Below are 25,482 nucleotides of genomic sequence, written 5' to 3' on the forward strand. Positions count from 1 at the left end.
CTTGCTCAAATGACTATATATGACTAGAGTCACATGGCAGATGAGCAGTTGATCTTGCTCATATGAGCAACTCAACCGAGAACCGGCCGGGACCGGAGTGGCCCTTTCATCCGGGTCCCCGACTTCAGCCCGGGCTCGTGTCCCGACTTTTGAGCACAAAGGAGTTCTTATGCGTCCCAGCATGCGCGCAGCCTCGATGGCTGCCGGTGCCCTGTGCATCGCACTTTCCGCCTCAGGCTGCGCCGGCGCCGGCGGAGGCAATTCCGCCGGCGACCCGAACAGCATCAGCGTCCTGATGGTGAACAACCCGCAGATGGAGGATCTGCAGCGGCTCACCGCGGAAAATTTCACCAAGGAAACCGGCGTGAAGGTCAACTACACGATCCTGCCGGAGAACGATGTCCGGGCGAAGATCAGCCAGGAGTTCTCCAGCCAGGCCGGCCAGTACGACGTCGCCTCGCTGTCCAACTACGAGATCCCCTTCTTCGCCGCCAACGGTTGGCTCGCGCCGCTGGACAGCGTGGCCAAGGATCCCAACTTCAACCAGGCGGACATCCTGCCGGCCTACACGGCGTCGCTGACCGGCACGGACGGCAGGCTCTACGGTGAGCCGTTCTACGGTGAGTCCTCGTTCCTGATGTACCGGAAGGACATCCTGGAGGCCAAGGGCCTGGCGATGCCGGAGAAGCCGACCTGGGATCAGGTGGCTGAGATCGCGGCGAAGGTGGACGGCGCAGCTCCCGGCACGAAGGGCATCTGCCTGCGCGGCCAGCCCGGCTGGGGCCAGGTCTTCGCGCCGCTGACCACGGTGGTGAACACCTTCGGCGGGACCTGGTTCGACAAGGACTGGAACGCACAGGTCAACGCCCCCGAATTCACCGCAGCCACCGAGTTCTACACCAAACTGGTCCGCGAGCACGGCGAGGCGGGCGCCGCCCAGGCCGGGTTCACCGAGTGCCTGAACAACCTGAGCCAGAGCAAGGTCGCCATGTGGTACGACGCCACCTCCGCCGCCGGCGCGCTGGAAGCGGATGCGTCACCGGTGAAGGGCAAGATCGGCTACGCCCAGGCACCAGTGAAGAACACGAAGTCCTCCGGCTGGCTGTGGACCTGGTCCTGGGCCATGCAGGCCGCCTCGAAGAAGCAGGATGCCGCCGGGAAGTTCATCGCCTGGGCCAGCTCAAAAAAGTACGAGGAACTGGTGGCCTCCAAGCTCGGCTGGGCGAAGGTCCCCTCCGGCAAGCGCATCTCCACCTACGAGAACTCCGAGTTCCAGCAGGCTGCACCGTTCTTCAAGGCCGAACGCTTCGCGATCGAGAATGCGGACCCGAAGAACCCCGGCGCCCAGGAACGTCCCGCCGTCGGAATCCAATTTGTGGGCATTCCCGAGTTCGCCGCCCTGGGCACCAACGTCTCCCAAGGCGTCAGCTCCGCCATCGCAGGCCAGGGTTCCGTGGCCGAGGCGCTTGCCAAGGGACAGGCAGCCGCCCAAAAAGTCGCCGACAAGTACAAGTGACCTTAACCGAACTGCAGGAGAACATCATGACTACCGCAACGGCGCGCATCTCCCGTCCGGGACACAGCGCAGCCAAACCAACCAGGAACGCCAAGTCACGGGAACGCGCCCTGGCCTGGGCACGGCGCGCACCGCTGCTTCCGGCCCTGATCTTCCTCATCATCGTCACCCAGCTCCCGTTTGTGGTGACCCTGATCATCTCGTTCCTGAACTGGAACAGCCTGAGCCCGGACAAGACTGCATTTGCCGGCCTGGAGAATTACGTTACGGTCCTCACCGACCCTGACCTCCGCCAGGCGATCTTCACCACCATCCTCCTCACCGTCTCCGTGGTCCTGTTCAGCCTGCTCATTGGCCTGGGCCTGGCACTGCTGCTGGACAAGAAGTTCATCGGCCGAGGACTGGCACGCACCCTCCTGATCGCGCCATTCCTGGTGGTGCCCGTGGCCGCCGCCCTCATCTGGAAGCACGCCCTGCTCAACCCCACGTACGGGCTGATCAACGGCATCCTGACGTGGATCTGGTCCCTCTTCGGCAGTGTCACCCCGCCCCAGCTGGACCTGCTATCCCAGGCACCCCTGATGGCCGTCATCGTGTCGCTGGTGTGGCAGTGGACGCCGTTCATGATGCTCATCCTGCTGGCGGGTCTGCAGTCCCGCCCCATGGACACCGTGGAAGCCGCCCAGATGGACGGCGCCAGCCCGTGGGCGATCTTCCGGCACCTCACGCTGCCGCACCTGCGCCAGTACCTCGAACTCGGCGGCCTGCTTGGCGCGATCTACATCGTGCAGAACTTTGACTCCGTCTTCACCCTCACCGCAGGCGGACTGGGCACGGCCAACCTGCCCTACGCCATTTACCAGACGTTCTACTTCGCCAACGAATACGGCCTGGCGTCCGCGGCCGGCGTCGTGGTGGTCATCGGCACCATCATCGTGGCCACGTTCGCACTCCGCACCGTCTTTTCACTCTTCAAGAAGGAGGCAGCACGATGAGCACCCTCACCCCCGCCGCACCGCAGAGCACACCCTCCGGCCCGACGGCGGCCCTGAACACCGGCGCCCCCCGCGGTTTCGGGAAGTTCGGGGCCAAGTCCCGGATGGACCCCACCCGGAACAACACCGCCGCCGGCATCGCCGCCTGGCTCCTGGCACTGCTCTTCGCCACACCGGTGCTGTGGATGATCCTGACCTCCTTCCACTCCGAAACCGACGCCGCCACCAACCCGCCCTCCATCGCCGCGAACCTGACCCTGGACGCCTACAAGGAGTTCTTCGGCGCCAGCTCCGGGGTCAGCCCGTGGCCGCCAATGATCAACTCCGCCACCGCCTCGATCCTCTCCACCGTCCTCGTCCTCGCCCTGGCCATCCCCGCCGCCTACGCCCTCTCCATCCGGCCGGTGAAGAAGTGGACCGACGTGATGTTTTTCTTCCTCTCCACCAAGATGATGCCCGTGGTCGCTGCGATCCTGCCGCTCTACCTCTTCGCCCGGACCGTCGGGGCACTGGACAACATCTGGTTCCTGATCCTGATGTACACGTCCATGAACCTGCCCATCGCCGTCTGGATGATGCGCTCCTTCCTCGCCGAAGTCCCCGAAGAAATGCTCGAAGCAGCACAAATCGACGGCGCCAACCTCCTCCTCACCCTCCGCAAGATCATCGCCCCCGTGGCAATGCCCGGCATCGCCGCCACCGCCCTGATCTGCTTCATCTTCAGCTGGAACGAACTCCTCCTCGCCCGGGTCCTCACCGGCGTCGTCGCCGGCACAGCCCCCGTGTTCCTCACCGGCTTCGTCTCAGGCCAGGGACTCTTCCTCGCCAAAGTCTGCGCGGCCGCCGTCGTGATCTCACTGCCCGTGCTGTTCGCCGGCTTCGCCGCCCAGGACAAACTCGTCCAAGGCCTCTCGCTCGGCGCCGTGAAATAGCGCTTTTCCACTCCCGATTTTTCAAGGAACAGTTCGATGGCCACATCAACCGCAACGTCCCGCACCAATAGGCAGCCAGCAAGGCCGGCCACCATCCGCGCCGCCGTCCTGCCGCGCCATTGGCCGCTGGCCATCCAGCTCATCGCCGCCGGCAGGGTAAACCTGGACATCCTCGTCACCCGCAAGTTCACCCTCGCACAATCCGAAGAAGCGCCCAAAGCCGGCAAACAGCCCGGCCAGCTCAAAGCCGTCGTCTACCCGGGCCGCTGACAGCTCGCTTTGAAAGGAACAATCACATGCTCACAAATTCAGCGCTGACAGAACTCCCGGTCAACCTGGGCAGGCCGTCCTATGACCGCTCCGCCCTGACGGCGGGAATCGTTCACTTCGGCGTCGGCGGCTTCCACCGGGCTCACCAGGCTACGTATCTGGACCAGCTGATGAATGACGGCCTCGCCCACGACTGGGCCATCTGCGGAGTGGGCGTCCTGCCCGGCGATGCCCGCATGAAGCAGGTCATGGACAAGCAGGAGTGCCTGTACACGCTGGTGGTGAAGAACCCCGACGGCACCCGCGAAGGACGGGTCATCGGCTCGGTCATCGAGTACCTTTTCGCCCCCGACGACCCGGAGGCCGTCATCGAAAAAATGGCGTCCGACGCCGTCCGGATCGTTTCGCTGACCGTCACGGAGGGCGGGTACAACTTCCACCACGTCACCGGCGACTTCGACGCCGAAAACCCCGACGTGATCCACGATCTCCAGCCGGGAGCCGCGCCGCGGACGACCTTCGGACTGGTCACCGAAGCCCTGCGCCGCCGTCGGGAACGCGGCCTGGAACCTTTCACCGTGATGTCCTGCGACAACATCCAGGGCAACGGTGAGGTGGCCCGGAAGATGTTCACGGCCTTTGCTTCGCTTGTGGACCCCACCCTTGGCGCCTGGGTCGGCGAGAATGTGCCCTTTCCCAATAGCATGGTGGACCGGATCACCCCCGTCACCACCGACGACGACCGCAAGGCCATCGCGGAGGAATTCGGCGTGGATGACGGATGGCCGGTGGTCTGCGAGCCCTTTGAACAATGGGTACTGGAAGACCACTTCAGCCTGGGCCGCCCGCCCTTCGAAAAGGCCGGCGTGCAGCTCGTGGATGACGTGGAACCCTACGAGCTGATGAAGCTGAGGCTGCTCAATGCCAGCCATCAGGGCATGTGCTACTTAGGCCACCTCGCCGGCTACCGTTACGCCCATGAGGTGGCGCAGGATCCGCTGTTCGCCCGGTTCCTGCTGGACTACATGGACAAGGAAGCGACCCCCACCCTGCAGCCCGTACCCGGCATTGACCTCGACACCTACAAGCGCACGCTCATCGAACGCTTTTCGAACGAATACGTGCGCGACACCCTGGCCCGCCTCTGCGCGGAGAGCTCGGACCGGATCCCGAAATGGCTCCTGCCCGTGGTCCGCATCAACCTCGAGAACGGCGGAGAGGTCAGGCGGTCCGCGGCCATCGTGGCGAGCTGGGCCCGGTATGCCGAGGGCACGGACGAGCAGGGCACGCCCATTGAAGTCGTGGACCGGCTCAAAGACACCCTCATGGCCGCCGCCGCCCGCCAGCGGCAAGACCCGCTGTCCTTCATCTCAAACCGGGAGGTCTTCGGGGACCTGAGCGACAATGAAAGCTTTGTCGCTGCGTACTCCGAAGCCCTGGCCAGCCTGCACCAGCGCGGGGCCAGGGAAACGCTGAGGAACCTGGAGGCCTGAGCCGCCCAAGTCCCTCTGTTAGACCCTGCAGCAGGCGGACGACCCCGTCCGGAAAGTTCCGGGCGGGGTCTTTCGCTTCCTCCACAGCAAGCGAAGATCCGCAGCCGCCTTACTGTCCCTAGCTTGGGCGTTACGGCGCTTTGTCTGGCGACAGGGCATGCAGCCCTGCTTCTGTCGTCGCGGTGACCAGTTCCAGGTCATACGCAACCAGTACGTCCGACTGCAACCGGATAGCGGTGGCCAAATGAACGGCGTCGGCGCTGCGCAGCTTTCCCGGCATCGCGGCGGCGTACATCAGGTCCGAACGCGCAAGATCCACCAGGTTGATTCCGCCCAACACTGTGGTTATGAGTTCGGCCGGCAGCCCGCGGCGTTTTCCGGCGCAATGGAGCTCCGTGTACAGGAGCATCGAGGCCACCAGATGGTGCCCTCGGTGCACAGCAGCTGACAGATACTCGGCCACAGCGGTTGACTCAGCTTCCTCGACGACGAGTTTGAGGGCAGCTGAGGTGTCTACGTAAATGATCAACGGTCGCCGCGTAGGTCGGACAGCATTTCGGCGGTGCCTGCGCCGGATGTAACGCGGCGTAGGACCTGGAAATCGACGGGACCTGACGCTGGACGGACACTGCCGGATAGCAACAACCGTTCGAAGGGAGAAGCTGAGGGGGGAATGAGGGTAGCTGCGACCTCGCCGTTGTTGGTGACGTCGATCGTTTCGCCATTCTTCACGCGCTCCAGAATCTTACTGCTCTGATTCCGGAGCTCGCGGTGCGGGATAGTTGTCATGACTGCCTCCGTAGCAATCGTAGCAAGCCTGATGGCGGTTTGGCGGTTGCCGGCTCGAAGCGTGCAGGCGATGACCAGGATTTCGTTGAACAGATCTAGGAAGACTGGCCGGAGTGAATCGCGGTGAGCTGTGGATGGTCTCGGGCGGAACGTACGCGCAGGGCCACCCACTCCGTTGGCCTTCTCATCCTGCAGCAGGCAATGATCAGCATGGGACAGCCAGCTGATGCACTCACCAACGAGGAATCCCTTCCCCTGTTCGGCTCGATACCGCACCATTCTCGGCCTCGCTCAACAAGCGAGCGCCGCGGAGTTCGACGTCGATGAAGCCCTCGCATCTCTTCTATCGGCGGTGAGAAGCGCGTAGCTGCACCGCACAGGAGCTGATGGCCTGGATGGTGTATCGGAAGCATGATCCAGGCCGTCTGGCGCACGATCACCCTGCAGCCGAAGGTCCGGCTGGCTCGCGCTGTCCTCGTGCCCGGAAGCGGGCTGGGGTCGCGACGACGGTGCCCGGATACCTGGCCCGATGAAAGTGCCCGTGGGGCGCCTCATCTGCGACGCGGTGGGTGTCTCATATCCCTAGGGATACGAGGCACTTCGGTTACGAGACACGAGCGCTCGGCGTTGATTGGCCGTGACGCACTCGGAGTGCTTGATCCTTCACGGCCTGAAGAGGAACGGCGGATCGGGGGTCATCACAACAGGATGTCCGCGATCACTTTAATCGGTGCTTGGAACTCTAGTCGTTTGCGCGGTCTGTTATTCAGTTCCGCGGCGACGGTGCCGAGCAGGCCGTTTGTCAGCGGCCATGAAAAACTGCCCGTAGACGGCCACGGAAATGCCCAGCGGGCACACTAACTGGCCGCTAGTGGGCAGAAACTAATGGCCATTGACAGCCGTTCGTGTTTTCGTTGATGCCGCATTCCCAGGGTGACCTCGGGTCGCAAAGAAGATCTCAACGTCTGGGCAATGCGCATCGAGGATCTTGTCGATCTCAATTGCGTCAGACACCCGACCATTTTGAAACCTCGCGCCACCGGTTCCCAACCACACACGCGCCGGGGGGTGAAGTGACTCACAGGCTCGGATTCACCCCCTCTTCCGGGCCGTTATCCGGTCTCCGGCTGTGAGCGACAACCCTCCCGTCGACCGCTCGGAAGGTTCCCCACTGCCACCAGTAGTCGACGGTTCGTCCACCTTCAGAGGCTCGAATCATGGCCTTCTGGCAGGGATCACACGGGTCATACTGTCCCGAGATCCATAGTGTGTCGCCGGCGTTGAGCGGCGCCTCCGCTATCGCCTTGATCTCGGTGTGCGTCGACTCTTGTGCCTTGGGATATCCAAGCTTTTTCTGTTCAGAGGTCATCTCGCCGCTTCGGAACGGCTTGGGGTGCCAGGTCACCTTTCCCTGGCTGTCCGTCACCTTTACCGTCGCCTCGTGGGGGATGGGCCGCTCGTCACCCTTCTTGCCGACGTAGGCGGCCAACTTCGTGTTTTCGGGAAGACGGTTCTCCCAGACCTGCTTTGCGATCTGATCACCATTCGCCATCGCCCTTCGGAGCCTGCTCAGCCCTTTACGCGTGGTGCTCCATCCCTCGTAACGGATGGCGAGCGCCTCGGCCGCCATCTTGTCCTTCTTTTTGACCAGGGATTTCAACTTCCTGACTGACGTCACCGCGTACGAATCTGGCTGCTTCGGTCCCGGCACCGCGACGACCGGCAGGCTCCCCAGTGCTGGCGGCCCATGACTCGGAGGGGCAAGGTGAGACGTTGTTTGCGGCGCTGTTTCCGCAGGTTTGCCCGGAACAGGCTCCCGCGCCATCGGCGTGACGAGATCTGACGACCCCGGGACAGGCGGGGGCGCGCTCCGGGGTCCGTCGACGTGCACAGCCGAATGGTTGGCTTCCCATAACTTCCTGAAGGGTTCGCCGTAGCGGCCATCGATCGTCAGCGCAGCGGTGGAAACGATCTCGGCGAGCAGTTCCGCCTTCCGCTGGCTACGCTCAGCGGGCGAGGTGCTGGCCGGGTCTTGGTCGACGGCCTGGTAGGCGGCGACCAGGATGACTCCTTGGCCAGCACCAAGGACGATGCCCAGCTTTTCGCAGACATCCTTCACGGCGCTGTTGGTCGCATTCATGCTGCCAGCCATCTCTGCTGCGTTGGCGACCACACCCACCACCTTTGCCCAGACGTCGGGCCGCCCGGCGATCTCGCTCCAAGCAAGCGGAGGTGGCCCCCGGCGCAGCGTCCTCAACGCGACAGCGAGGTCATCGACACCCTTCGCTGTCTGCACAGTCGCCATGCCGACCTGGACCGAGACGCTCGCTCCCGTTAAGGCACCGGCTGTCGTCAGCGCGCCGATCACCTTTCCGCCGATGTCGCCTACTGCGAACGAACTCTGGCCGAGGACTGCCTCCTCGCCGACATCCACCCCCATTGCATCTGCCGCAGCGCCACCCATTTCGTCCCAGCCCTTGGCAACCTCCCCGGCCAGACCGCCGCCGGAGACGTCAACCCCCAATGCCCAGGCACCGAGGTCGACAAGTCCTGCAGCGGACGTGCTAAGCCCCTTCACCATCCCCATCGCACCCAGAGCCTCCCGCTTGCTGACGAAGGACAGAGCACTCTCCGGACGTTCGGATGTGCGGCCGCTAGTGGCTTGCCTCCGGCTAAGGGCCACGAGCCGCTTGAACTCGGACAGTCGTGCACCGCCCAACTCGTCGTGGTAAAGGTCGAAGACATTCATCATCTGCTCGACCCCCGCAGTCCGGACTCCGCTGACGGAGACGATCCGCGTCTTTAGGAGCAAGAGGAACTTGTCCAAGTAGTCAGTGCCGTCATAACCGGTACGTGAGCGATGGCTCTCGTCCCGCGCAGCCCACTTCTCCACCCGACGGAGTGCCTTGGTCTCGTCCTCGTCGCTGACCCACTTGCCGGTGAGTGCATCGCGAGCCTCGTCGACGTCCTCCTGCATCATGGCGAGAACATGCCTGTTCAGATCAGGCCGAGTCGGAGCCGCGGGCGGGGAGGCAACGGGCCCCCGCTGGATGGCTCTCACGACCGCTCGGTTGCCTGCCCTCTGCTGCGCCGCCCGAAACCACTCAGCGGCCGCTACCCCCGAGATACCCGGAATCGGCAGCACCAACGGTGGGGGCTGACGTTTAGACACAGTTGGTACGCCCTGCACACGTGCAGCGCCTGGCGCGCTGGCAACGCGCCGATTCATGTCCCGCTCAAAGGCCGAACCCACGACTAACAGCATAGGACTCGCCCAAGCCGTCGCAGGCATCAAGAGAGGCAGACAAAGGGGCAGACACCATGGTCGGGCAGGAGTGCCGACGGCGGACGGTGCGTGCTTAGGGTTCCTTGGAATTTCGCGGCTCGAGGGCCGCGCTTCCGACGTCGACGATTAGCCATATATCTCTGTGGGGCCACCCGTGGGTTTCTTCCGTGTGGCAAACGATCGCCTATGCCCGGTCCGGGCTAAGGGCGTGGTGGATTTCTTCGAGTTTGCTTACCCTCAGGCTTTTCGAGCTGGTATGGGGCTCCTCCCCGGCGGTTTTTTTCATTGCGGGTTTCTCGATTCCGGCACGACGAAGAACTTCCCGGTCATGGATGACATGGTGGGCCGTCTCATAACTCTTGGGTTTCAACACAAAGAGGATTCGGGACACGCTCGGCGGGTGAGACGTCGCTTTTCCTACATGCTTTTACAGCACAGAGCTTCTCTCCACCAAGCCGGGCTATCCGGTACTTCAACGGGGCATCGTCAGGCGTCACGGGACCCGTGCGTCGTTGGCAAATCGGACACCATCGCATCCACCAGAAACTGCGCCACGAAAGGCGAGCAGCGGGCCTGATTTGGCCCTTCAGCGTTGCTCGGTTGAAGGGCCGCAGAACTGCCGGCCTGGGCCCAAGGAGGATTTCGGTGGGCTGCTCCTGGCCGAGGTAGCTCCTGCCTATAGCGATGGCACAGCACTTGATCCTACGCAAGAGACTGTTTGGCTTTCGCATCTAGTCCGAACTGCAACCTTCAGATCCTTGACCACTTGAAGGTGTTTTCCCTGTGTGTCAGGCTGTTGTGTGACAGGGTCACTGTCGCTTCGGCCTGGCACTTAGGCCGGGGAAAGGTCCGTCATGGATTTTCTTGTCCCTTCCCGACGCTCGAAGCGGAGCCACTTCACTCTCGCGCAGAAGCACGAGATTCTTGATGAGTACGACAAGTGCCTCGAGCGTGGGTCCCGGATCGCCTTCTGTAGAGCGGTGGGCATCGCCGAAGGCACCTTGCGGCTTTGGGTTCAGCAGCGCGAAGCCGGGGAGTTGAGATCCAGTATCAAGCAAGGGAACGAGGACCAGCGATTGCGGGAAAGCGATAAGAGGCTGCTCGAGCAGGTCCTGAAGGAGAACGAGGTCCTCAAGGCCAAGCTGGCCCGGTCCGAGGCCGCGGTGGACATTCTGGGAAAAGCTTCCGCGCTCTTGGACGCCATGGCCAAGAGCGCGGCGGCAACGGATCCCGAACTGAAGGAACCGGAGCCGCAGCGCCCGGACTGGTTGGTGCCAAAGTCTGGAAAGACATCGCCCTGACCTTCGCGGGGAAACTGGTGACTGCCGGCTGGTCAGCGGTCACAGCCTGTGCCCTGGTGGGCCTGCACCGCACCACCTGGTACCGGCACCTGAAACCTGCCGCGCCGGCCGGAATCGCTGTGCCGCAGGCCGACCGGGCCTACCCGAACCGCATCACCACGGCCGAAGCCGAGGAGTTCATGGAGTTGCTCAACTCCGAGGACTACGGGAACCTCTCGGTCACCCAGGCCTACTACCGGATGCTCGACGCGGGTCGTTGCTCGTTTTCGATCGCGGCAGCCCACAGGATCGTGACCGCGCACGGCCAGAACGGGGACCGCCGGGCACAACGCGGTGGCACCGGTTCCAAACGGGCCAAACCCGTCCTGGAAGCCACGGCCCCGAACCAGCTCTGGAGCTGGGACATCACGATGCTGCATGGCCCGGGCAAACACATCTATCGGCTGTACACAATCATGGACGTGTTCTCGCGCAAGGTCGTCGGGCACCGCGTCGAATACACCGAAACCGCCGCCCTTGCCTCAGCTCTGATCCAGGACGCCGTGGCCGGAAACAGCCAGAGTCCCGCCGTGCTCCACGCCGATAACGGTGCGCCCATGCGGGCAGGCACCACCTTGGACCTCGCACGTGCCTTGGGCATCAGCCTGTCCTACTCCCGGCCCCGGGTCTCTGATGACAACCCATATTCGGAATCCCTGTTCAAGACCGTCAAGTACGATCTGGACTTCCCCGGACGCTTCCAGGACCTGCACCACGCCCGCGGCTACATGGCGGCATTCTTCACGAACTACAACGCCAATCACCGGCACAGCGGACTGAACTACTACACGCCCGACACCGTCCATCACGGACTGATCGAGCAGGCGCGCAGGCAGCGACAACAAACCCTCGATGCCTGCTACGCCCGCAACCCGCACAGATACCGCCGCAAGCCCACTGCACCGGGAATCCCTCCCGTCGCAGGAATCAACCACAAAGAAACCACCCGGCTGTCACAAACAGCTTGATATATACCGTTTTGGCCACCATTTAGGTACAGCCCGCTTATGACGATAAGAGTAGTTCCATCGCGCTGGCTCAGGACCGCATTGGGCATCTTTGCCACTACCTCGCATATTGGTTGATCTGCAGCACCAGGATCGAGTCATGACCCAACAGCCCGGAGGCTTGGTAGGAGTTGGGCGTAATCGCTCTCAGTCAAAGAAAGCTGGATGAAGCCGAAGCTGCATTTGCAGCCGCACGCACACTGAACCCAAATCACGTCAATTCGGTGTATCGGTTAGGAGAAGTGGCTCAAGCCCGCGGTCGGATGGGCCAAGTTCGTAGTCTGTTTTTGTGTGCCATTGCCTCGACCGAATTTCGATTGCAACCAGCGATTCTCGTAACTATGTTCATAACCCTCTGGCTTAATCGGCGTGGTCATCGTTAGTTACGAGACACATGAGGGATGACCATGACTGAGCTAATGAGCTATGTACGCGTTTTGACGCGGCAGCGGTCAACTGGCCGGCAGCACGCGGACCTTCTGGCCGCGGGCGTTCGACGCGGTGGCCTCTATGTGGCTGCAAGCGATGCCTGAGCCGGCAAACTCGGCGAGCAACTAGCGATCCGCTGGGGTTTTCAGCCCGTCGGAGTCCGCCGGACAACCGTCCGAAGAATTTTTGATTCACCCTGAGTAGCTACCCGCTTGCTGGTCCCAGAGAAACGCTTAGGCCCTTTCGGGCGCAAGCGGCAGAATGTGATCCAGCGGTCTTACCTTTGGTCTGCTTCGGCGAAGTCGAACAGAGGGTCAAGAAGGCCCGTTGCGACGCCTTTCGTGACGTCCCAGATTAAGGAACACAAATTTGCAGATCAACGAACAGATGCTGAAAGATGACGGGTTCGCTGGATTCAGACCATTTGAGGAGCTGGATATCAACCGGGTTCCACGGGCCCCCGGAATCTACGTAGTGCTCAAACCCGAGGGCTTCGAGCGGGTGTTCCTTGCGAAGAGCTTGGGAGCCCGCTTCAAGAAGCGGGATCCATCAATGCTCCAACCCGCTTTGGAGGCGGAATGGATCGAGAACGCGGATGTCCTGTACATCGGAAAGGCCAGCCCAGGAAGCACGGGCAACCGCGGACTGCGAAAGCATATTCAAGAGTTCACTGACTTCGGCCGCGGGAAGCCTGTCGGCCATTGGGACGGGCGGCTCATTTGGCAACTCGCCAACTCCCAATCGCTGGTTATCGCGTGGAAGGAGTTGGCAGCAGATGAGGTGAATCATGCCGAAGCCGCCTTCCACGCGGAGTTCGTCAGGATTTACGGAAAGCTGCCCTTCGCCAACTTGGTCCAAGCCAGGACGAAGGGAGTTTAGGCGTTGAAGGCGCCGGCGACTTCTCCTTTCCCCACGCCTCACGGTGCGCGAGCAGCGTTTCCTCGTCCATGAGCACGCTCTCCACATGCGGGTGCACCGCGCTGAACCGATCCGTTTGAAGTTTTCTGTCGCGGGTTAAGACCACGGCCCACCAATGCGGAGGTGCTATCCGGGGGCGGTGGGTGCATACTGGCGGCAGCGCCAGAAGGCGTGGTCCCGCGGGAGTGGTGAGGCTGATGGTTGATTCAGACTTTGATGGCGTGGTCGAGCGTCTGCGTGCCGCGCTGGCCGAAATCCTGAAGGGGGATCCTGCGCCCTGTCAGGCGCTGTTCGCCAAGAACGACGAGGTGACGCTGGCCAATCCTTTCGGCGGCGTTTCCCGAGGGCGGGACAACGTCGCGGCCAGCATCGCCAAGGCGGCGGCGATCTACCGTGACGGTGAGGTCGTGTCCATGGAAAACCAGGCCACCGCCGTCGTCGGGGACCTTGCCTACGTGGTGCTGATCGAGCGGTTCAGGGTTCGGGTTGCGGGACGGGCCGATCTAGACGACGTGGCCCTGCGCACGACGAACATCTATCGTCGGGAGGGCAACGAATGGCTACTTGTCCACCGCCAGGCCGATCCCCGGGTCGATGCACAGGCGCCCGAGTCGGTAGTCCAGTAATTTGGTCTCCACAGTTTGTTTTATTTGTGGGTTCTGCTTCGGGGCGGACTGCACTACCTTTCTTCTATGGCCATGGGCAACGTTGCCCTGACCCCTTATAGGAATTTCTACTCAGTGAGGAGTGGGAAAGGTCATGCCCTTACGGACCAAAATTTTTCTTGGTGTCCTCGTCTTGTTGCTGGTTGTCGGCGGGGGAGTGTTTTTGTACAACGACAACATAAAAAGGAGCCGAGCCGGGGAGTACAACCCCGAGATAAGTCCTGCAGATTTCACCACCAACATAACCAATAAGTACTTCGCACTCCCTGTCGGCAAGAAAATGACTTATGAGACGACCGACCAAGGAGGAGTCACCGAACGGATCGAGATTGAGATCCTGCCGGAGAAGATGCAGATAGAGGGCTTTGAGACAGTCGTCTATCTGGACAAGGAATACAAGAATGGGCAGCTGGTGGAGGAGACCAGGGACTACCTCGCGCAACACAAGAACGGCGACGTGTGGTACTTCGGGGAAGATGTGAATAACTACTGGAATGGGCTGCTACTGCACCACTCGGGCAGCTTCCTCCACGGAAAAGATGGAGCAAAAGCCGGGATTTGGATGAAGGCCGACCAGCGCGTTGGTGATTCCTATCGGCAGGAATTCTACATTGGCAGCGCGGAGGACATGAGGGATACCGTCGCCACCGGCCAGACCGTTTCCACGAAAACCGGCAAATACACCGACTGCGTCAAGGTCTACGACTGGACGCCGCTTGAGAAGAACTCACGGGAGCACAAATATTACTGCCCCCAGGTCAAGTCGTTGGTCCTGACCGAGGACCTGCAGACGGGCAGCCGGTCAGAACTCGTAAATGTTGTCCAGCCCTAGGCGCAACGGGAAGGCAACGCGGGCTTGGTACCTTCGCTACGTCGGGGGAGTGCCGCCGTCGTCCGCTTCAAATCGCGCTGCCCGGGGTCCCTGCCTGAGCCCTCCGGGAAGTACCACTCCCACCGTCCGTCAGTTTTTGTCCAGATAATGGCCGCTAAGAGGCCTTCTGGAGCCATTATCTGGACAAAAACTCCCCCCAATATTGCCGCTGGGAGACGGGCCTCAGCTGGCGACCGTCTCCTTTGCAGCCGTCTCCTTCGCCTTCATCCATTCGCTCAGCCACGGGGCGCGGACGCTCGAGGTGATGCGGCAGTCGGCCACGAAGGTGCCCTTGGCACCGGCGTCGATCCAATCCGTGAGCGCGGAAAGGTCCGCGAGGGTGCGGATGATCGCGGATTCCGCCCCGATCGCGCGGGCAATCCCGCTGAAGTCCACCTCGGGGATCAGCATAGGCTTTTCGGTCAGGCCCTGCGAGCCGTACTGATGGATCTCGGCCCCGTAAGCGGCGTCGTTGTAGATCACGACGACGGCGCTGCTCGCCGCGCCCACCAGCGACTCCAGGTCGGACAGGCCCATCAGGAATCCGCCGTCACCCGCGGCCAGCACCAGGGTGTTGCCGTCGTCCACGGCCCGGGAGGCCCCCACGGCGCTGGCCAAGCCGAGCCCGATCGACTGGTAGGCAGTTCCCACCATGACCAGGTCCTGAGGACGCGGGATGCGCCAGTACATGGGTGCCCAGCCGAGGAAGTGCCCGCCGTCCTGGACCACGGTGCGGCGTTCCGGCAGGACCGCATCCAGCGCCGTGGCAAGCGCGCGGGGGTCAAGGCGGCCGTCCGGGGTCGCCGCGGTGCCGGGGTGGTGGCAGGGCCCTTCGGCCAGCCGCTTGAGGGCTTCCGCACGCCAGGCCTTCGATGCATTGGCCTCGGACGGGGCGGCGTTATCCAGCAGCTCGAGGATCCGGCCTGCGGCGGCCTTGGCGTCCGCACTGACGAACATGTCCACCCGCGGGTTCGTCGGCTCCAAGGCGGCATCGATCTGGATCACGGTGGCGTCCGGGCCGATCAGGTGGCCGAAGCGCATGGTGAAGGGGCTCAGGCTTGCCCCCGCCACGAGTACCACGTCCGCCTCCTCCATGAGCCCGGCGGCAGTATCCGTGCCGAAGCCGCCCGCAACGCCGAGGTATCCCTCGCCCTGCAGCAGGTTCAGCGCCAGAGCCGTCCCGGCCGTGAGCGCGCCGAGACGGTCGGCGAGTTCCCGGAGTTCGGGGCCGGCTCCGGCGAGGTGCGCACCGCGGCCGGCAAGGATGAGCGGCCGCTTCGCGCCGGCCAGCAATTCGGCCGCCCGTCCCAGCCCGCCGTCGACGGCGTCCGCAACCGTAGCTGCCGGCGGCACGGGAAGCTCTTCCTCCGCCGCCTCAAGGGCCGCCAGGTCGTACGGAATGGCGATGACGACGGCGGTCCGCCGGGCAAGTGCATACTCCACCGCTTCCTGGGTGATGGAGCCCGTGGCTTCACGGGTGACCGTGAAGGTCGCCGCACCCAGCCCGGCGGCGATTGCCGCCTGGTCCACGTCCCAGGGGCGGGCGCCGCTGCTCGGGGCGTCCCCGGTGACGAGCACGACGGGGATCTGCGCCTGGACCGCTTCCGCGAGGGCCGTCAGGGCGTTGGTGTAACCGGGGCCGTAGGTGGTGGTCCCCGCAGCGAGGCGCCCGGATGCCCGGTAGTAGGCGTCCGCCGCCGCGATGGCGGCGCCTTCATGGCGCACGGCGGTGAAGCGGAGCCCCTCCTTCTCCGCGGCGTCCAGGAAGTAGACGTTTCCGTTGCCCATCACACCGAACACGTCGCTGAGATAGCTGCTGAGAACCTGCGCCACGCGGCCGGACACTGTAAGTGAAGTCATGCAGGAATCGTCAGCTCTGGATGCTCGATAGGCAAGAGAGCGTATATCTACTGGGATATTTGGCAGCCCAAGCATGGGACTAGTGAAAATATGCCCAAAGTGATCTGGGCCACGGCTTTTCTAGCCCGGCGTGCGGCTCTCCTGCTGCGACAGCCGGTTCAGCAGGCCGTCGAAGCGGGGCGGCATGAGTTCCAGGACTGAAATGGCCGTGCTGGTCCGCTGGATCCCGTCGATTTCCAGGATCTGGTTGGTGATGCGGTAGAGATCGGCCGTGTCCCGGGCCACTACCTTGGCCATGAGATCCGCGTCCCCCGTGGTGGCGTGCACCTCGATGACCTCCGGAATCGCTTCGAGCCCGTTTTCCACCGCGCCCGCGCGGGTCTGGCTGATGGCCAGGGAAAGGAAAGCCATCAGGCCGTAGCCGAAGGCCGCCGGGTCCAGCCTCCGGCTGAAAGACCTGAGGGCGCCGCCGCGCTCGAGCTTCGCCAGGCGCGCATGCACGGTGTTCCGTGCGACGCCGAGTGTCCGGGAAAGTGCCAGGGCGCTGGCCTCCGGGTCCTCGTCGAGGGCGAGGATGATCCTGGCGTCCAGGGAATCGAAGGTGCGGGAATTCGGGATAGTCATATTTTCACCACAGACACTAGAAGTTGAGCAGAAATCCCAAGGGATCCAGAGTATCTTGCAATGTGGTCCGGGTCACTTCCATGATCAAGTCTCATGACCACAGATCAGATCCGGACGGTTGCCGAAACCGCGCTCCCCATCCTGCGTGCGGCGGTTACCGGCCTCCCGTCCTATGTCCCCGGCCGGCGCAGCGCCGGCGAGGACATCGCAGCACTCGCCAGTAACGAAAGCCACCACGAACCCCTGCCCGCGGCCGCCGCCGCGGTGGCCGAAGCGGCCGGCAGGATGAACCGCTACCCGGACATGGCCGCCGTCGAGCTCCGCGAACGGATCGCCGGGCACCTCGGCGTCAGCGCCGGGGAAGTCGCAGTGGGACCCGGCAGCGTCGGCGTCCTACAGCAGATCACCACCGGGCTTTGCGACGCCGGGGATGAAGTGATCTTCGCGTGGCGGAGCTTTGAGGCCTACCCAATCCTGGTGGAGCTGGCAGGTGCCCGGCCCGTCCGCATCCCGCTGGACGACGCCGAGGGCCACGACCTCGACGCCATGGCCGCAGCCGTCACCGAACGGACCAAGGTGATCCTGGTGTGCACCCCCAACAACCCGACGGGCGTCCCGATCAGCCATGAACACATGGAGGCGTTCCTCCGTTCCGTCCGCTCTGACGTCCTCGTGGTGATCGACGAGGCCTACGTGGAATACGCCGAGGCGGGCAGTGGGCCCGACTCCCTGGCGCTCTACCGTGAGTACCCGAACGTCTGCATCCTTCGCACCTTCTCGAAGGCCTACGGACTGGCCGGCCTGCGCGTGGGATACGCCGTGGCGGCTCCGGACATCGCGGAGGGGCTGCGCCGGACCGCCATTCCCTTTGCGGTGACCGCCCTGGCCCAGAAGGCTGCCGTCGCTTCGCTGGACGCGGCCGACGAGATGGAGGCGAGGGTCGCCGTCGTCAGGGAAGAGCGCTCGCGGTTGGCTGCGCGGCTGGAAGCACAGGGCTGGAAACTGCAGCCAAGCCAAGGCAACTTCCTTTGGATCCGGGCAGACAGCGACCTCACGGCGAGGCTCGTGGCCGCCTTTGACGGAGCGGACATCCTGGTCCGCGCCTACCAGGGCGACGGCATCCGGATCACCGTTGCCGACCCCGCTTCCAACGATCGTGTGCTCCAGGTTTTGGAAGCCGTCCTGGCAGCCCACGCGGCCTGAAACCCCCATCCGCTCCACCCTTACCCGTTCCACCTTTACCCGTTCGACAGACAACCCAGAGGACTCCCCATGGAACAACAGACAATGACGTCTGCCCCGGCGCTTGGCGCCGCCCTGAAACCCCGGCAGCTCACAATGATGGGACTCGGAAGCGCCATCGGCGCGGGTCTCTTCATCGGTTCGGGCGCCGGCATTCAGGCCGCCGGCCCGGCGGTGCTGATTTCTTACCTGGTCGCCGGCACCCTCATCATCCTCGTGATGTGGGCCCTTGGTGAGATGGCTGCCGCCAACCCGGACAGCGGTGCCTTCTCCGTCTATACCGCCCGGGCCTTCGGACCAGTGGCCGGCGCCACCGTGGGCTGGCTCTGGTGGCTGCAGCTGGTGGTGGTCATCGCGGCTGAAGCGCTGGGTGCGGCAGGTCTGCTTTCCACGATCTTCCCCGCCCTGCCGGTATGGCTGATGGCCTTCGTGTTCATCGCGGTGCTTACCGCCGTGAACCTCACCCGGGTGAAGAACTTCGGTGAATTCGAGTTCTGGTTCGCGCTGCTCAAGGTGGCAGCAATCGTCGGGTTCCTCCTCATCGGCGTTGCCCTCCTTTTCGGCTGGCTGCCGGGCGTCCAGTCACCGGGCGTGGCCAACTTCACTGGGGGCGATTTCGCCCCGCACGGTTTCGCGGGGATCGCCACGGCGCTCTTCGTGGTGGCTTTCGCATTCGGCGGCACCGAGATTGTCTCCGTGGCCGCAGCCGAGACCCAGGATCCTGCCCGCAGCGTCGGAATGGCCGTCCGCACCGTCCTCTGGCGCATCCTCATCTTCTACATCGGTGCGATCTTCATCATCGCGGCTGTGGTGCCCGTGGGGTCGGCGGGCCTGAAGAGCCCGTTCGCTGCCGTACTGGAGGCTGCGGGCATGCCCGGCGCAGCCACCGCCATCACCCTGGTTGCCGTCGCGGCGCTTCTCTCTGCCCTCAACGCCAACCTCTACGGCGCTTCCCGGATGGCGTTCTCGCTCGCCGAGCGGGGTGAAGCGCCGCGGTCGCTCGCTTTCTTGTCCAAGGCCCGGGTACCGGTTGTCGCAGTCCTGGCCAGCGTCTCCTTCGGCGTCGTCACGGCCGTGCTCGAGGTGGCCTTCCCGGAGAAGGTTCTTCCCCTCCTGCTGAACATCGTCGGCTCGACATCCCTGCTGGTGTGGACTTCCGCCCTGGTCGCCCAACTTGCATTGCGTCTCCGCGCGGACCGTGAGGGAACCTTCCTTCCGTTGCGGATGGCGGGCTTCCCCTGGCTGACGGGTCTTGGCCTGCTCATTCTGGCGGCCATCTTCACGGTCGGCTTCATCGGCGAGGATTCCCGTCCCCAGCTCCTGAGCACGTTCGCCCTCGTGGCGGTCCTGGCGGCGGCGAACTGGCTGCACCACCGTTCCATGAAGCGCTCCGCCAAGATTCCGGCGCGCGTGGAGTCTTCGGAGCGCGCCGAGCCTCCGGTGCTCATCGACTGAACCCCGGCTTGGGGATTCCGCGCAAAGTGGAGGGCGCGTCCGGCCTGGCCGGGCGCGCCCTCCTGCACTGTTCTGGCTCTTGAGCTATGAGGCGGCCGCATTGAAGCCGGGGTCGGTGGTCGCAGTCTCCAGGAGCCGGTCGAAGCTGCTGATTCCGTAATCCGGTGGCGCAGCCGCGATGACGATCCGCGTCGTGGTGACCACCTCGGTCTTCGGCTTGTCATTCTGCTTCGGCTTCGGTGAGCGCTGCGGGATGACCTTCAGGTGCAGGCCTGACACCCCGTTCACAGACAGGGGCAGGCTCCCGCCGTCGACGAGAAGCGAGCGGAGCTCATCCGGCGAGAGTTGCTTGGTCCGGTCCGCCGTCAATTCGAGAATCACTTCGTTCACTGTGGCAGTTAGACGCTGCAGGAACGCCCGCTCACTCGCACTCTTGGCCCGGATGCCCAGCGCCGTGAAGGCGGTGGCGAAGAGCGCGACAAACAGCATTGTGGCGCCGACGTCCCGAAGGCCGGGCACGAAGAGCATCAGGATCAGGCACACGACGAATCCGACGACGGAAAACCCGCCGAACATGGCGCCCGCTTCTTCGCCCGGCCTGCCGGTCCATTGCTTGGAGGTGAAGCTGCAGACTTCCCGGGACTCGGTCCGTGGAGTTGGCATGATCAGTTCCCTTTCACTTCCAGTAAGGCCTCGGCCAGGATGATTGCCTCCCGTGCTTCCCGGAGACTTTCCCGAAGGCCCGGATCCGGGAAACCGAGGCTGGTGCCCTCCGGGGAGACAGCAAGATCATCGGCGACCTTCCGCAGATTGTCCCGCTCCAGCGCGAGCATCCGCGACGATGTCAGCTTGACTCTGCTCTTCTCCAGCTCAAACAGCGATGTGTCGATCTGGTCCCGGCGCGCACGGATCGCGCGGCACACCCCCTGCACGCGCTGCGTGCGGCTGGTGAACATCCGCTCCATCTTGGCTGCAACGTCATGAAGTTCCCTCAGGGTGCTGTATCTGCGCGCTTCATGCGTTCCGCTGTGCCGGGCCAGGAGCTGACTGATGAGCGAGAGACGCTGACGCCATAGCTCGAGCCCTGTCTGGTTCTGGGTGACGAGCAGTTCCGCAGCGCTCAGGGCCGTGGCAAGGGCGTCCCGCCGCGGAGTCAGCTTGCCGGCCGCTGCGTCCAGCCGCGCGATGAACTCTCCGTAGTTGTCGAGCGCGGGTGCTTCCTCCCAGCTCGCCACCGCCATGGTGGGGCGGGCAGGCGGCCCGTTGGACGCCGTCGAACTTTCCTTTGGTGTTCCGATACGCGGGGGTGTTGGCGGCTTTCGCGGCGGAACAGCGCGGGGTTCTGATCCGGAGTCAGGTGCGCCGTCACTCATGATCGATCGTCCCCATTCATGATCCGTTCAAGGCAGCCTCACACCGCCACGAACGAAGCAGGAGCGCCTGCGCACCTGCCTGTGAAAGCTCATTGTAGAGCGAGGGACCGACGTTGTCTGCGGGCTTGGTTTCGGCAGGCTCAACCAGGGGGGCGGTTTCGACAGGCTCAACCAGCGGCAGTTGCTCGACCATACCTCCTCGTCACGTTCCTGCCGGAAACAGCGGCCGGTACACCGGCGGGAAAGCGTTCGCGGGCAGGGTGTCACGCTTGGGCGGGTCAGCGGTGATGGGGTCATTGATCCGCGAATTACCCACTGCGTACTGAACCATCATGTCGTGGTCCTCGTGCACCAGGTTGTGGCAGTGGATCATGTACCGCCCTCCCTCCTGCGGGCTGGCGTCGAACTGCATCAGCGTGGTGATGGACTCGTTCTCGCCGGCGTAGAAGACGTCCTTGGGACCGAGCTCCCAGGCGAATGGTTTGCCGCCGTTGGTATTGCGGGCGATGATTTTCGCGTCTACCAGGTGGATGTGTACCGGGTGGAACCATCCTCCGGATTGGTTGATGATGGTCCACTGCTCGACGGCGAACGGCTGCGGGTTGCCGAACAACTTGGTGAACCCCGACCTTTCCACGTCGTCCCACAGGACCCCGTTGATGCTCCATTGGCCGTGTTGGCGCTCGAACCTGAGCTGCCTCCTCACCGTGGCCATCTGCGGGGTCAGGCTCATCGTGTCGATGCCGCCCAGGGACGCCCTGGGCGACCCTCCAGCGTCCAGCCTCGACGGGATAGCGGAGATGGACCCTGCCCTGGACCCCGAATCGGCGACCACCTGGAATCGCATGATCTTGTCCGTGTTGGCAAAGTCAATGTTGTTCTTGTTGCTGAGGTTGCGCAGGTCAACGGTCTGCCCGGTCCTGTACCTGCGGAAGTCGATCAGGATTTCGGTGCGCTCCGCAGCGCCCATTCGCCATGACGAAACGGCCTGGACCACCGGTGTCATGCCGGCATCGGTGGCAACGATGTGAACGGGTTCACCATTGGAGAGGGTAGGCCGGTAGGAGCGTGCGATCGATGCGTCGAGCACGCGGAAACGATAAATGCGTGGCTTGACCTTCATGGTGGGCCACGGCACCCCGTTGACCATGATCACGTCACCCCATAGCCCCTTTTCGCCGTTGTCGTTAAACGCGAGCGAGCCGTCCGCCTTGAACAGTGCGTCAGTAATCATCAACGGCACGTCGAACTCCCCCTGAGGCAGCTGCGCCCGCTCAAAACGGTCCGTCAGCGGGTAGAACCCGGCCAGTCCCGAATACACATTCTGGGCAGTGATGTGGTGCTTGTGGTCGTGGTACCAAAGCGTCCGCGCTGCCTGCCTGTTGGGGTAGTGGTAATTCTTGAAGAAGCCGGAACCGGTGATGTCATTGGCGTAGCCGTCGTACTGGGGCAGGGATGCCGAGCCGTGCAGGTGTGTGGCAGTGCTGAACGCCCCCGGTTGGACCAGCCCGCGAGCCGGGAACGCGTTGCGGATCCGTACCTCGATCCGGGTGCCCTGCTTGGCCCGGATAGTGGGACCCGGGAAGATTCCGTTGAACCCGGCGACGGTGGTGGTGAGGCCCGGCAGCATGCGGGCCTGTCCGAGTTTCTGGGTGAGGGCGTAGCGCTCGAAAGGTCTTCGCGGGTCCCCGTCATCGAAGCCCCGCTGAAACGGCACGAGCTCCGGGGGCCTCCGAAAGACACCCCTGTAAGGGACTGGCGTGTTCTGCGGTGCGAGCTGACTCCGACTTATTGCCTCAGCGGGCGCCGCCGCCTCAGCGCTGCTGCCGACCAACACCCCGGTCAAGGCAGCGCCGACCGCACCCAGTTTCAGTACTTCCCTGCGAGACGTCATTGTCTCCTCCAGCCATTGGGATCCTATGGGTTGACATACAGCGGACCCGCGACCGACAGCCGCGAGTCCGTTCTCCCCCTTGGAGATGCAAAGACCTGAGGTATAACGGCCCTTAGTGTCCGCCGGACGCACTGGGAAAATCTTGCAGGCTCTGCCAGCCTGGACTGCGCTTCCACCCAAATGGGGCGTTGGCCGGCCCAGGGCGGTGCACCAAGGTCAGTTTCCTGGCCGGTTTTCCTATGGCGCGGTTCTGGTGCACGGTCGTGTCACTTATGACTGGCCTTCCGAATGAATGTTCTGGCTTCTAGGTGGAGATTGGCCCGATACGGCGTTCTGCGACTGAGTGCCGTGGATAGGGTGGCAGGCATGGAACCAGTTATGAAGTTTGCGCGGCGTTGGGGCGCCCCGGCGGCGGCCGTCATTTTCTTCTCCCTGTGGTGCGTCGCCGAAGCCGGCCGGATGGCACCGATCGGAGATTTCGGAGGGGGCGGATTGCTTACGTGGCCCGGCACCTGGCCGCTCGTGCTGACCACGTTGGCGATTGCGGTCGCTGCCTGGCGGCCGGTGGCGTCCCTGGCGCTCGTTGCCCTGCTGCTCGCCGGACAGTTGGCGCACCTGATCCCGCCTATGTACGACAACAATTGGGCGATTTACATCGGCTCCTTTGTGGCACTGATCTTCATGGCATGGATGCACCAGGGACGCATGCGGCTGATCGCGGCCGGGGCCAATGTGCTCTTCGCAGCTGCCATGGTGTTCCTCCTCCTTTCGTGGAGGTACGGCGCCGGCGTCGGTTGGTTCTTCCACTACGGCGGCGATTTGGCGATGCTTCGTCGCAATGGCTGGCAGCTCTTTGCCCTTCTCGTCTTGATCGCCGCGGCATGCTTCGCCCTTGGACTCCTGCTGGCGCTCTACCAGGAGCGCGGAACTCTGTTCCGTGCGCGGGAACTTGCGCAAAGCACGCTCGAAGCGGCCGAGGTCGACTTGATCGTGGAACAGGAACGGACGCGCATCGCCCGGGACCTCCACGACGTCCTCGCCCATTCCCTCGCGGTCATAGCAGCGCAGGCCGACGGAACCCGGTACCTGAGCAGCGACCAGCCGAAAGCTGTCCTCAGCGCGTTGGAAAACATTGCGGGATCCGCCCGGACAGCGCTAATGGACGCCCAGCGTGTGATCGAAGGGGTGCGCGACGACGGCATGGCCGTCCCGCAGCCGCGGCTTAGTGACATTGAGACGTTGATTGAGGGTATGCAACGGGGCAGCCTCGAGATCGAATCCAGCGAATCCGGAACCCGCGTGGATCTTTCAGGCGGACAGCAGGTGGCGGTCTTCCGCATCGTGCAGGAATGCCTGACCAACGCCCTGAAACACGGCGGGAGGGGGACAGCTGTCCGTCTTCACTTCGATTGGAGCGGTCCGGGCCTGACCTTGCACGTGGCATCGGCAACTGTGGCTGCCAAACATGGACAAAGTGCGGAGCCCGTGCCGCAGCGGTCAGGCCGTGGTCTTCCCGGCATGCGGGAACGTGCGCACATGGCTGGCGGCTGGTTGACGGCCGGACCGGACGGCGAACAGTTCCGGGTGACGGTGTTCATTCCTTATACGGCAGGAAACCTCACCACCACGGAAGAAGGCGGCGCCGGTACCCGGCCCAGCCAGCAGCCCGCTCTCGTTGCGGTATCTGCCACGGCGGTGGAAGCCGACAATCGTGGCTGAGGCGGGATCGCGCATCAAGGTGGCCTTGGTGGATGACCAGCCGCTGTTCCGGGCGGGTATCCGCATGCTCATCGAAAGTCAGAGGGACATGGAGTTCTCGGGAGAAGCGGCCGACGGGGAACAGGCAGTATGGTTGGCGGCCGAGCGCCGTCCGGATGTGATGCTGATGGACTTGCGCATGCCCGTCCTGGACGGAGTCACCGCAACCAGCCGGATCATCAAACAGGCCGACGCCGGCAATACGGACAAGCCAAAGATCATCGCGCTGACCACCTTCAACCGGGACCAGGCCGTTGTGGAAGCCGTTCAAGCAGGGGCCAGCGGCTACCTGCTCAAGAGCGCCGAGCCGGAGTTTTTGCTGGCCGCCATCCGGACCGTCCACTCTGGATATTCCGTCATCGCGCCGGGATCAGTGCACTCCCTGTTCGAACACGCAGCGAGACGGACGCCCGTTGCAGGGCCGGATCTCTCCGTCCTGGATGTTCTCTCGGTCCGCGAGCGGGATGTGTTTCTCCTCGCCGCCAAGGGACTGACCAACGGGGAAATGGCCGAGGGTTTGTTCGTCTCCGAGGCCACCATCAAGACGCACCTGCGCAGCGTGCTGGACAAGCTGGAGCTGCGAACGCGCTTGCAGCTGATTGCCTTTGCCCACGAACGCCGGCTTCTCGGCAACTGAAACTGCGCGACCTGTTCAGTTTCGACGGGCTCAACCAGCGGGGTGGTTTCGACAGGCTCAACCAGCGGGGTCCGCCTCGGTTTCGATGGGCTCAACCGGCGGGGTCGGTCTCCGTTTCGACAGGCTCA

The 25,482-nt window shown here is 63.6% G+C and carries 24 protein-coding genes; 14 read left to right on the forward strand and 10 right to left on the reverse strand.

Annotated elements, in window-relative coordinates:
* Window positions 1-169: 169 nt before the first annotated feature.
* From QFZ33_RS07020 to QFZ33_RS07040, 5 genes are read left to right on the forward strand one after another with little or no spacing between them, the layout of a single operon-like run.
* Window positions 170-1,516 carry an ABC transporter substrate-binding protein gene (locus tag QFZ33_RS07020; RefSeq protein WP_307026077.1) on the forward strand — a complete coding sequence of 449 codons (1,347 nt, stop codon included), beginning with the start codon at window positions 170-172 and terminating at the stop codon, window positions 1,514-1,516.
* Between the two features lie 26 nt (window positions 1,517-1,542).
* Complete coding sequence (locus QFZ33_RS07025; protein WP_307026080.1) at window positions 1,543-2,511, forward strand: carbohydrate ABC transporter permease; 969 nt, start codon at window positions 1,543-1,545, stop codon at window positions 2,509-2,511.
* Window positions 2,508-3,443: a carbohydrate ABC transporter permease gene (locus QFZ33_RS07030; protein WP_307026082.1), complete on the forward strand. Its 936-nt coding sequence runs from the start codon at window positions 2,508-2,510 to the stop codon at window positions 3,441-3,443. The genes QFZ33_RS07025 and QFZ33_RS07030 overlap by 4 nt, the downstream gene beginning before the upstream one ends.
* A gap of 36 nt (window positions 3,444-3,479) precedes the next feature.
* Window positions 3,480-3,713 (forward strand): hypothetical protein, encoded by a 234-nt coding sequence (locus QFZ33_RS07035; RefSeq protein WP_307026083.1) that lies wholly within the window; start codon window positions 3,480-3,482, stop codon window positions 3,711-3,713.
* A 26-nt stretch (window positions 3,714-3,739) separates the two neighbouring features.
* Window positions 3,740-5,206, forward strand: a complete 1,467-nt coding sequence (locus tag QFZ33_RS07040; RefSeq protein ID WP_307026085.1) for a mannitol dehydrogenase family protein — start codon at window positions 3,740-3,742, stop codon at window positions 5,204-5,206.
* 130 nt (window positions 5,207-5,336) lie between these two features.
* On the opposite strand, the gene QFZ33_RS07045 is transcribed toward QFZ33_RS07040, so the two are convergent.
* The 3 genes from QFZ33_RS07045 to QFZ33_RS07055 form a co-directional block, all read right to left on the reverse strand.
* Entirely contained in the window at window positions 5,337-5,735 is a 399-nt protein-coding gene (locus tag QFZ33_RS07045; RefSeq protein ID WP_307026087.1) for a type II toxin-antitoxin system VapC family toxin, read from the reverse strand.
* Window positions 5,732-5,995, reverse strand: coding sequence for a type II toxin-antitoxin system Phd/YefM family antitoxin (locus QFZ33_RS07050; RefSeq protein ID WP_307026089.1), 264 nt, complete (start codon window positions 5,993-5,995; stop codon window positions 5,732-5,734). Before QFZ33_RS07050 ends, QFZ33_RS07045 begins: the two co-directional genes overlap by 4 nt.
* 1,078 nt (window positions 5,996-7,073) lie before the next feature.
* On the reverse strand, window positions 7,074-8,975 hold the full coding sequence (locus QFZ33_RS07055) for a hypothetical protein (RefSeq protein ID WP_307026090.1): 1,902 nt from the start codon (window positions 8,973-8,975) through the stop codon (window positions 7,074-7,076).
* Window positions 8,976-10,135: 1,160 nt separating this feature from the next.
* Between QFZ33_RS07055 and QFZ33_RS07060 the strand changes: the two genes are divergently transcribed.
* The 3 genes from QFZ33_RS07060 to QFZ33_RS07070 all read left to right on the forward strand — a co-directional run bounded on the left by QFZ33_RS07060 (window position 10,136) and on the right by QFZ33_RS07070 (window position 12,936).
* Window positions 10,136-10,582, forward strand: a complete 447-nt coding sequence (locus QFZ33_RS07060; protein WP_307025295.1) for a transposase — start codon at window positions 10,136-10,138, stop codon at window positions 10,580-10,582.
* A 17-nt stretch (window positions 10,583-10,599) separates the two neighbouring features.
* On the forward strand, window positions 10,600-11,589 hold the full coding sequence (locus tag QFZ33_RS07065; protein ID WP_307025297.1) for an IS3 family transposase: 990 nt from the start codon (window positions 10,600-10,602) through the stop codon (window positions 11,587-11,589).
* A gap of 837 nt (window positions 11,590-12,426) precedes the next feature.
* Window positions 12,427-12,936: a hypothetical protein gene (locus QFZ33_RS07070; protein WP_307026091.1), complete on the forward strand. Its 510-nt coding sequence runs from the start codon at window positions 12,427-12,429 to the stop codon at window positions 12,934-12,936.
* On the opposite strand, the gene QFZ33_RS23860 is transcribed toward QFZ33_RS07070, so the two are convergent.
* On the reverse strand, window positions 12,875-13,006 hold the full coding sequence (locus QFZ33_RS23860; RefSeq protein ID WP_373427333.1) for a hypothetical protein: 132 nt from the start codon (window positions 13,004-13,006) through the stop codon (window positions 12,875-12,877). The two genes, QFZ33_RS07070 and QFZ33_RS23860, sit on opposite strands and share 62 nt — an antisense overlap.
* 166 nt (window positions 13,007-13,172) lie before the next feature.
* Between QFZ33_RS23860 and QFZ33_RS07075 the strand changes: the two genes are divergently transcribed.
* Both QFZ33_RS07075 and QFZ33_RS07080 read left to right on the forward strand, forming a co-directional pair.
* Complete coding sequence (locus QFZ33_RS07075; protein WP_307026093.1) at window positions 13,173-13,601, forward strand: YybH family protein; 429 nt, start codon at window positions 13,173-13,175, stop codon at window positions 13,599-13,601.
* Window positions 13,602-13,734: 133 nt separating this feature from the next.
* On the forward strand, window positions 13,735-14,472 hold the full coding sequence (locus QFZ33_RS07080) for a hypothetical protein (RefSeq protein WP_307026095.1): 738 nt from the start codon (window positions 13,735-13,737) through the stop codon (window positions 14,470-14,472).
* A 222-nt stretch (window positions 14,473-14,694) separates the two neighbouring features.
* Here the strand turns inward: QFZ33_RS07080 and QFZ33_RS07085 are convergent, their stop codons facing one another.
* A complete protein-coding gene (locus QFZ33_RS07085) occupies window positions 14,695-16,371 on the reverse strand; it encodes a thiamine pyrophosphate-binding protein (protein WP_307026097.1) in 1,677 nt (558 codons plus the stop codon).
* Between the two features lie 120 nt (window positions 16,372-16,491).
* Window positions 16,492-16,995, reverse strand: a complete 504-nt coding sequence (locus tag QFZ33_RS07090; protein WP_307026099.1) for an Lrp/AsnC family transcriptional regulator — start codon at window positions 16,993-16,995, stop codon at window positions 16,492-16,494.
* 93 nt (window positions 16,996-17,088) lie between these two features.
* Between QFZ33_RS07090 and hisC the strand changes: the two genes are divergently transcribed.
* The gene (gene hisC, locus QFZ33_RS07095) at window positions 17,089-18,198 is read left to right on the forward strand and encodes a histidinol-phosphate transaminase (RefSeq protein ID WP_307026101.1); all 1,110 of its coding nucleotides are present in this window, start codon (window positions 17,089-17,091) and stop codon (window positions 18,196-18,198) included.
* A 69-nt stretch (window positions 18,199-18,267) separates the two neighbouring features.
* Window positions 18,268-19,692 (forward strand): amino acid permease, encoded by a 1,425-nt coding sequence (locus QFZ33_RS07100; RefSeq protein WP_307026102.1) that lies wholly within the window; start codon window positions 18,268-18,270, stop codon window positions 19,690-19,692.
* An 84-nt stretch (window positions 19,693-19,776) separates the two neighbouring features.
* On the opposite strand, the gene QFZ33_RS07105 is transcribed toward QFZ33_RS07100, so the two are convergent.
* From QFZ33_RS07105 to QFZ33_RS07120, 4 genes are read right to left on the reverse strand one after another with little or no spacing between them, the layout of a single operon-like run.
* The gene (locus tag QFZ33_RS07105) at window positions 19,777-20,355 is read right to left on the reverse strand and encodes a hypothetical protein (RefSeq protein ID WP_307026104.1); all 579 of its coding nucleotides are present in this window, start codon (window positions 20,353-20,355) and stop codon (window positions 19,777-19,779) included.
* Window positions 20,356-20,357: 2 nt separating this feature from the next.
* Window positions 20,358-21,065 (reverse strand): hypothetical protein, encoded by a 708-nt coding sequence (locus QFZ33_RS07110; protein WP_307026106.1) that lies wholly within the window; start codon window positions 21,063-21,065, stop codon window positions 20,358-20,360.
* A 16-nt stretch (window positions 21,066-21,081) separates the two neighbouring features.
* Entirely contained in the window at window positions 21,082-21,258 is a 177-nt protein-coding gene (locus tag QFZ33_RS07115) for a hypothetical protein (protein WP_307026108.1), read from the reverse strand.
* Between the two features lie 9 nt (window positions 21,259-21,267).
* A complete protein-coding gene (locus tag QFZ33_RS07120; protein WP_307026110.1) occupies window positions 21,268-22,782 on the reverse strand; it encodes a multicopper oxidase family protein in 1,515 nt (504 codons plus the stop codon).
* A gap of 555 nt (window positions 22,783-23,337) precedes the next feature.
* On the opposite strand from QFZ33_RS07120, the gene QFZ33_RS07125 reads away from it, so the two are divergent.
* Both QFZ33_RS07125 and QFZ33_RS07130 read left to right on the forward strand, forming a co-directional pair.
* A complete protein-coding gene (locus QFZ33_RS07125) occupies window positions 23,338-24,678 on the forward strand; it encodes a sensor histidine kinase (protein ID WP_307026112.1) in 1,341 nt (446 codons plus the stop codon).
* Window positions 24,671-25,354 (forward strand): response regulator, encoded by a 684-nt coding sequence (locus QFZ33_RS07130; RefSeq protein ID WP_307026114.1) that lies wholly within the window; start codon window positions 24,671-24,673, stop codon window positions 25,352-25,354. The genes QFZ33_RS07125 and QFZ33_RS07130 overlap by 8 nt, the downstream gene beginning before the upstream one ends.
* The last annotated feature ends 128 nt before the right edge of the window (window positions 25,355-25,482 follow it).

The organism is Arthrobacter globiformis, from assembly GCF_030815865.1.
Taxonomy (GTDB): Bacteria; Actinomycetota; Actinomycetes; order Actinomycetales; family Micrococcaceae; genus Arthrobacter; species Arthrobacter globiformis_B.

Excerpts from the sequence above, each read along its gene's own strand:
- QFZ33_RS07020 (WP_307026077.1), top strand. The coding sequence starts at position 170 with ATGCGTCCCAGCATGCGCGCAGCCTCGATGGCTGCCGGTGCCCTGTGC.
- QFZ33_RS07030 (WP_307026082.1), top strand. The coding sequence starts at position 2,508 with ATGAGCACCCTCACCCCCGCCGCACCGCAGAGCACACCCTCCGGCCCG.
- QFZ33_RS07035 (WP_307026083.1), top strand. The coding sequence starts at position 3,480 with ATGGCCACATCAACCGCAACGTCCCGCACCAATAGGCAGCCAGCAAGG.
- QFZ33_RS23860 (WP_373427333.1), bottom strand. The coding sequence starts at position 13,006 with ATGGACGAGGAAACGCTGCTCGCGCACCGTGAGGCGTGGGGAAAGGAG.
- QFZ33_RS07115 (WP_307026108.1), bottom strand. The coding sequence starts at position 21,258 with ATGGTCGAGCAACTGCCGCTGGTTGAGCCTGTCGAAACCGCCCCCCTG.
- QFZ33_RS07090 (WP_307026099.1), bottom strand. The coding sequence starts at position 16,995 with ATGACTATCCCGAATTCCCGCACCTTCGATTCCCTGGACGCCAGGATC.
- QFZ33_RS07055 (WP_307026090.1), bottom strand. The coding sequence starts at position 8,975 with ATGATGCAGGAGGACGTCGACGAGGCTCGCGATGCACTCACCGGCAAG.
- QFZ33_RS07080 (WP_307026095.1), top strand. The coding sequence starts at position 13,735 with ATGCCCTTACGGACCAAAATTTTTCTTGGTGTCCTCGTCTTGTTGCTG.
- QFZ33_RS07075 (WP_307026093.1), top strand. The coding sequence starts at position 13,173 with ATGGTTGATTCAGACTTTGATGGCGTGGTCGAGCGTCTGCGTGCCGCG.
- QFZ33_RS07025 (WP_307026080.1), top strand. The coding sequence starts at position 1,543 with ATGACTACCGCAACGGCGCGCATCTCCCGTCCGGGACACAGCGCAGCC.
- QFZ33_RS07040 (WP_307026085.1), top strand. The coding sequence starts at position 3,740 with ATGCTCACAAATTCAGCGCTGACAGAACTCCCGGTCAACCTGGGCAGG.
- QFZ33_RS07125 (WP_307026112.1), top strand. The coding sequence starts at position 23,338 with ATGAAGTTTGCGCGGCGTTGGGGCGCCCCGGCGGCGGCCGTCATTTTC.
- QFZ33_RS07100 (WP_307026102.1), top strand. The coding sequence starts at position 18,268 with ATGGAACAACAGACAATGACGTCTGCCCCGGCGCTTGGCGCCGCCCTG.
- hisC (WP_307026101.1), top strand. The coding sequence starts at position 17,089 with ATGACCACAGATCAGATCCGGACGGTTGCCGAAACCGCGCTCCCCATC.
- QFZ33_RS07105 (WP_307026104.1), bottom strand. The coding sequence starts at position 20,355 with ATGCCAACTCCACGGACCGAGTCCCGGGAAGTCTGCAGCTTCACCTCC.
- QFZ33_RS07085 (WP_307026097.1), bottom strand. The coding sequence starts at position 16,371 with ATGACTTCACTTACAGTGTCCGGCCGCGTGGCGCAGGTTCTCAGCAGC.
- QFZ33_RS07060 (WP_307025295.1), top strand. The coding sequence starts at position 10,136 with ATGGATTTTCTTGTCCCTTCCCGACGCTCGAAGCGGAGCCACTTCACT.
- QFZ33_RS07050 (WP_307026089.1), bottom strand. The coding sequence starts at position 5,995 with ATGACAACTATCCCGCACCGCGAGCTCCGGAATCAGAGCAGTAAGATT.
- QFZ33_RS07110 (WP_307026106.1), bottom strand. The coding sequence starts at position 21,065 with ATGAGTGACGGCGCACCTGACTCCGGATCAGAACCCCGCGCTGTTCCG.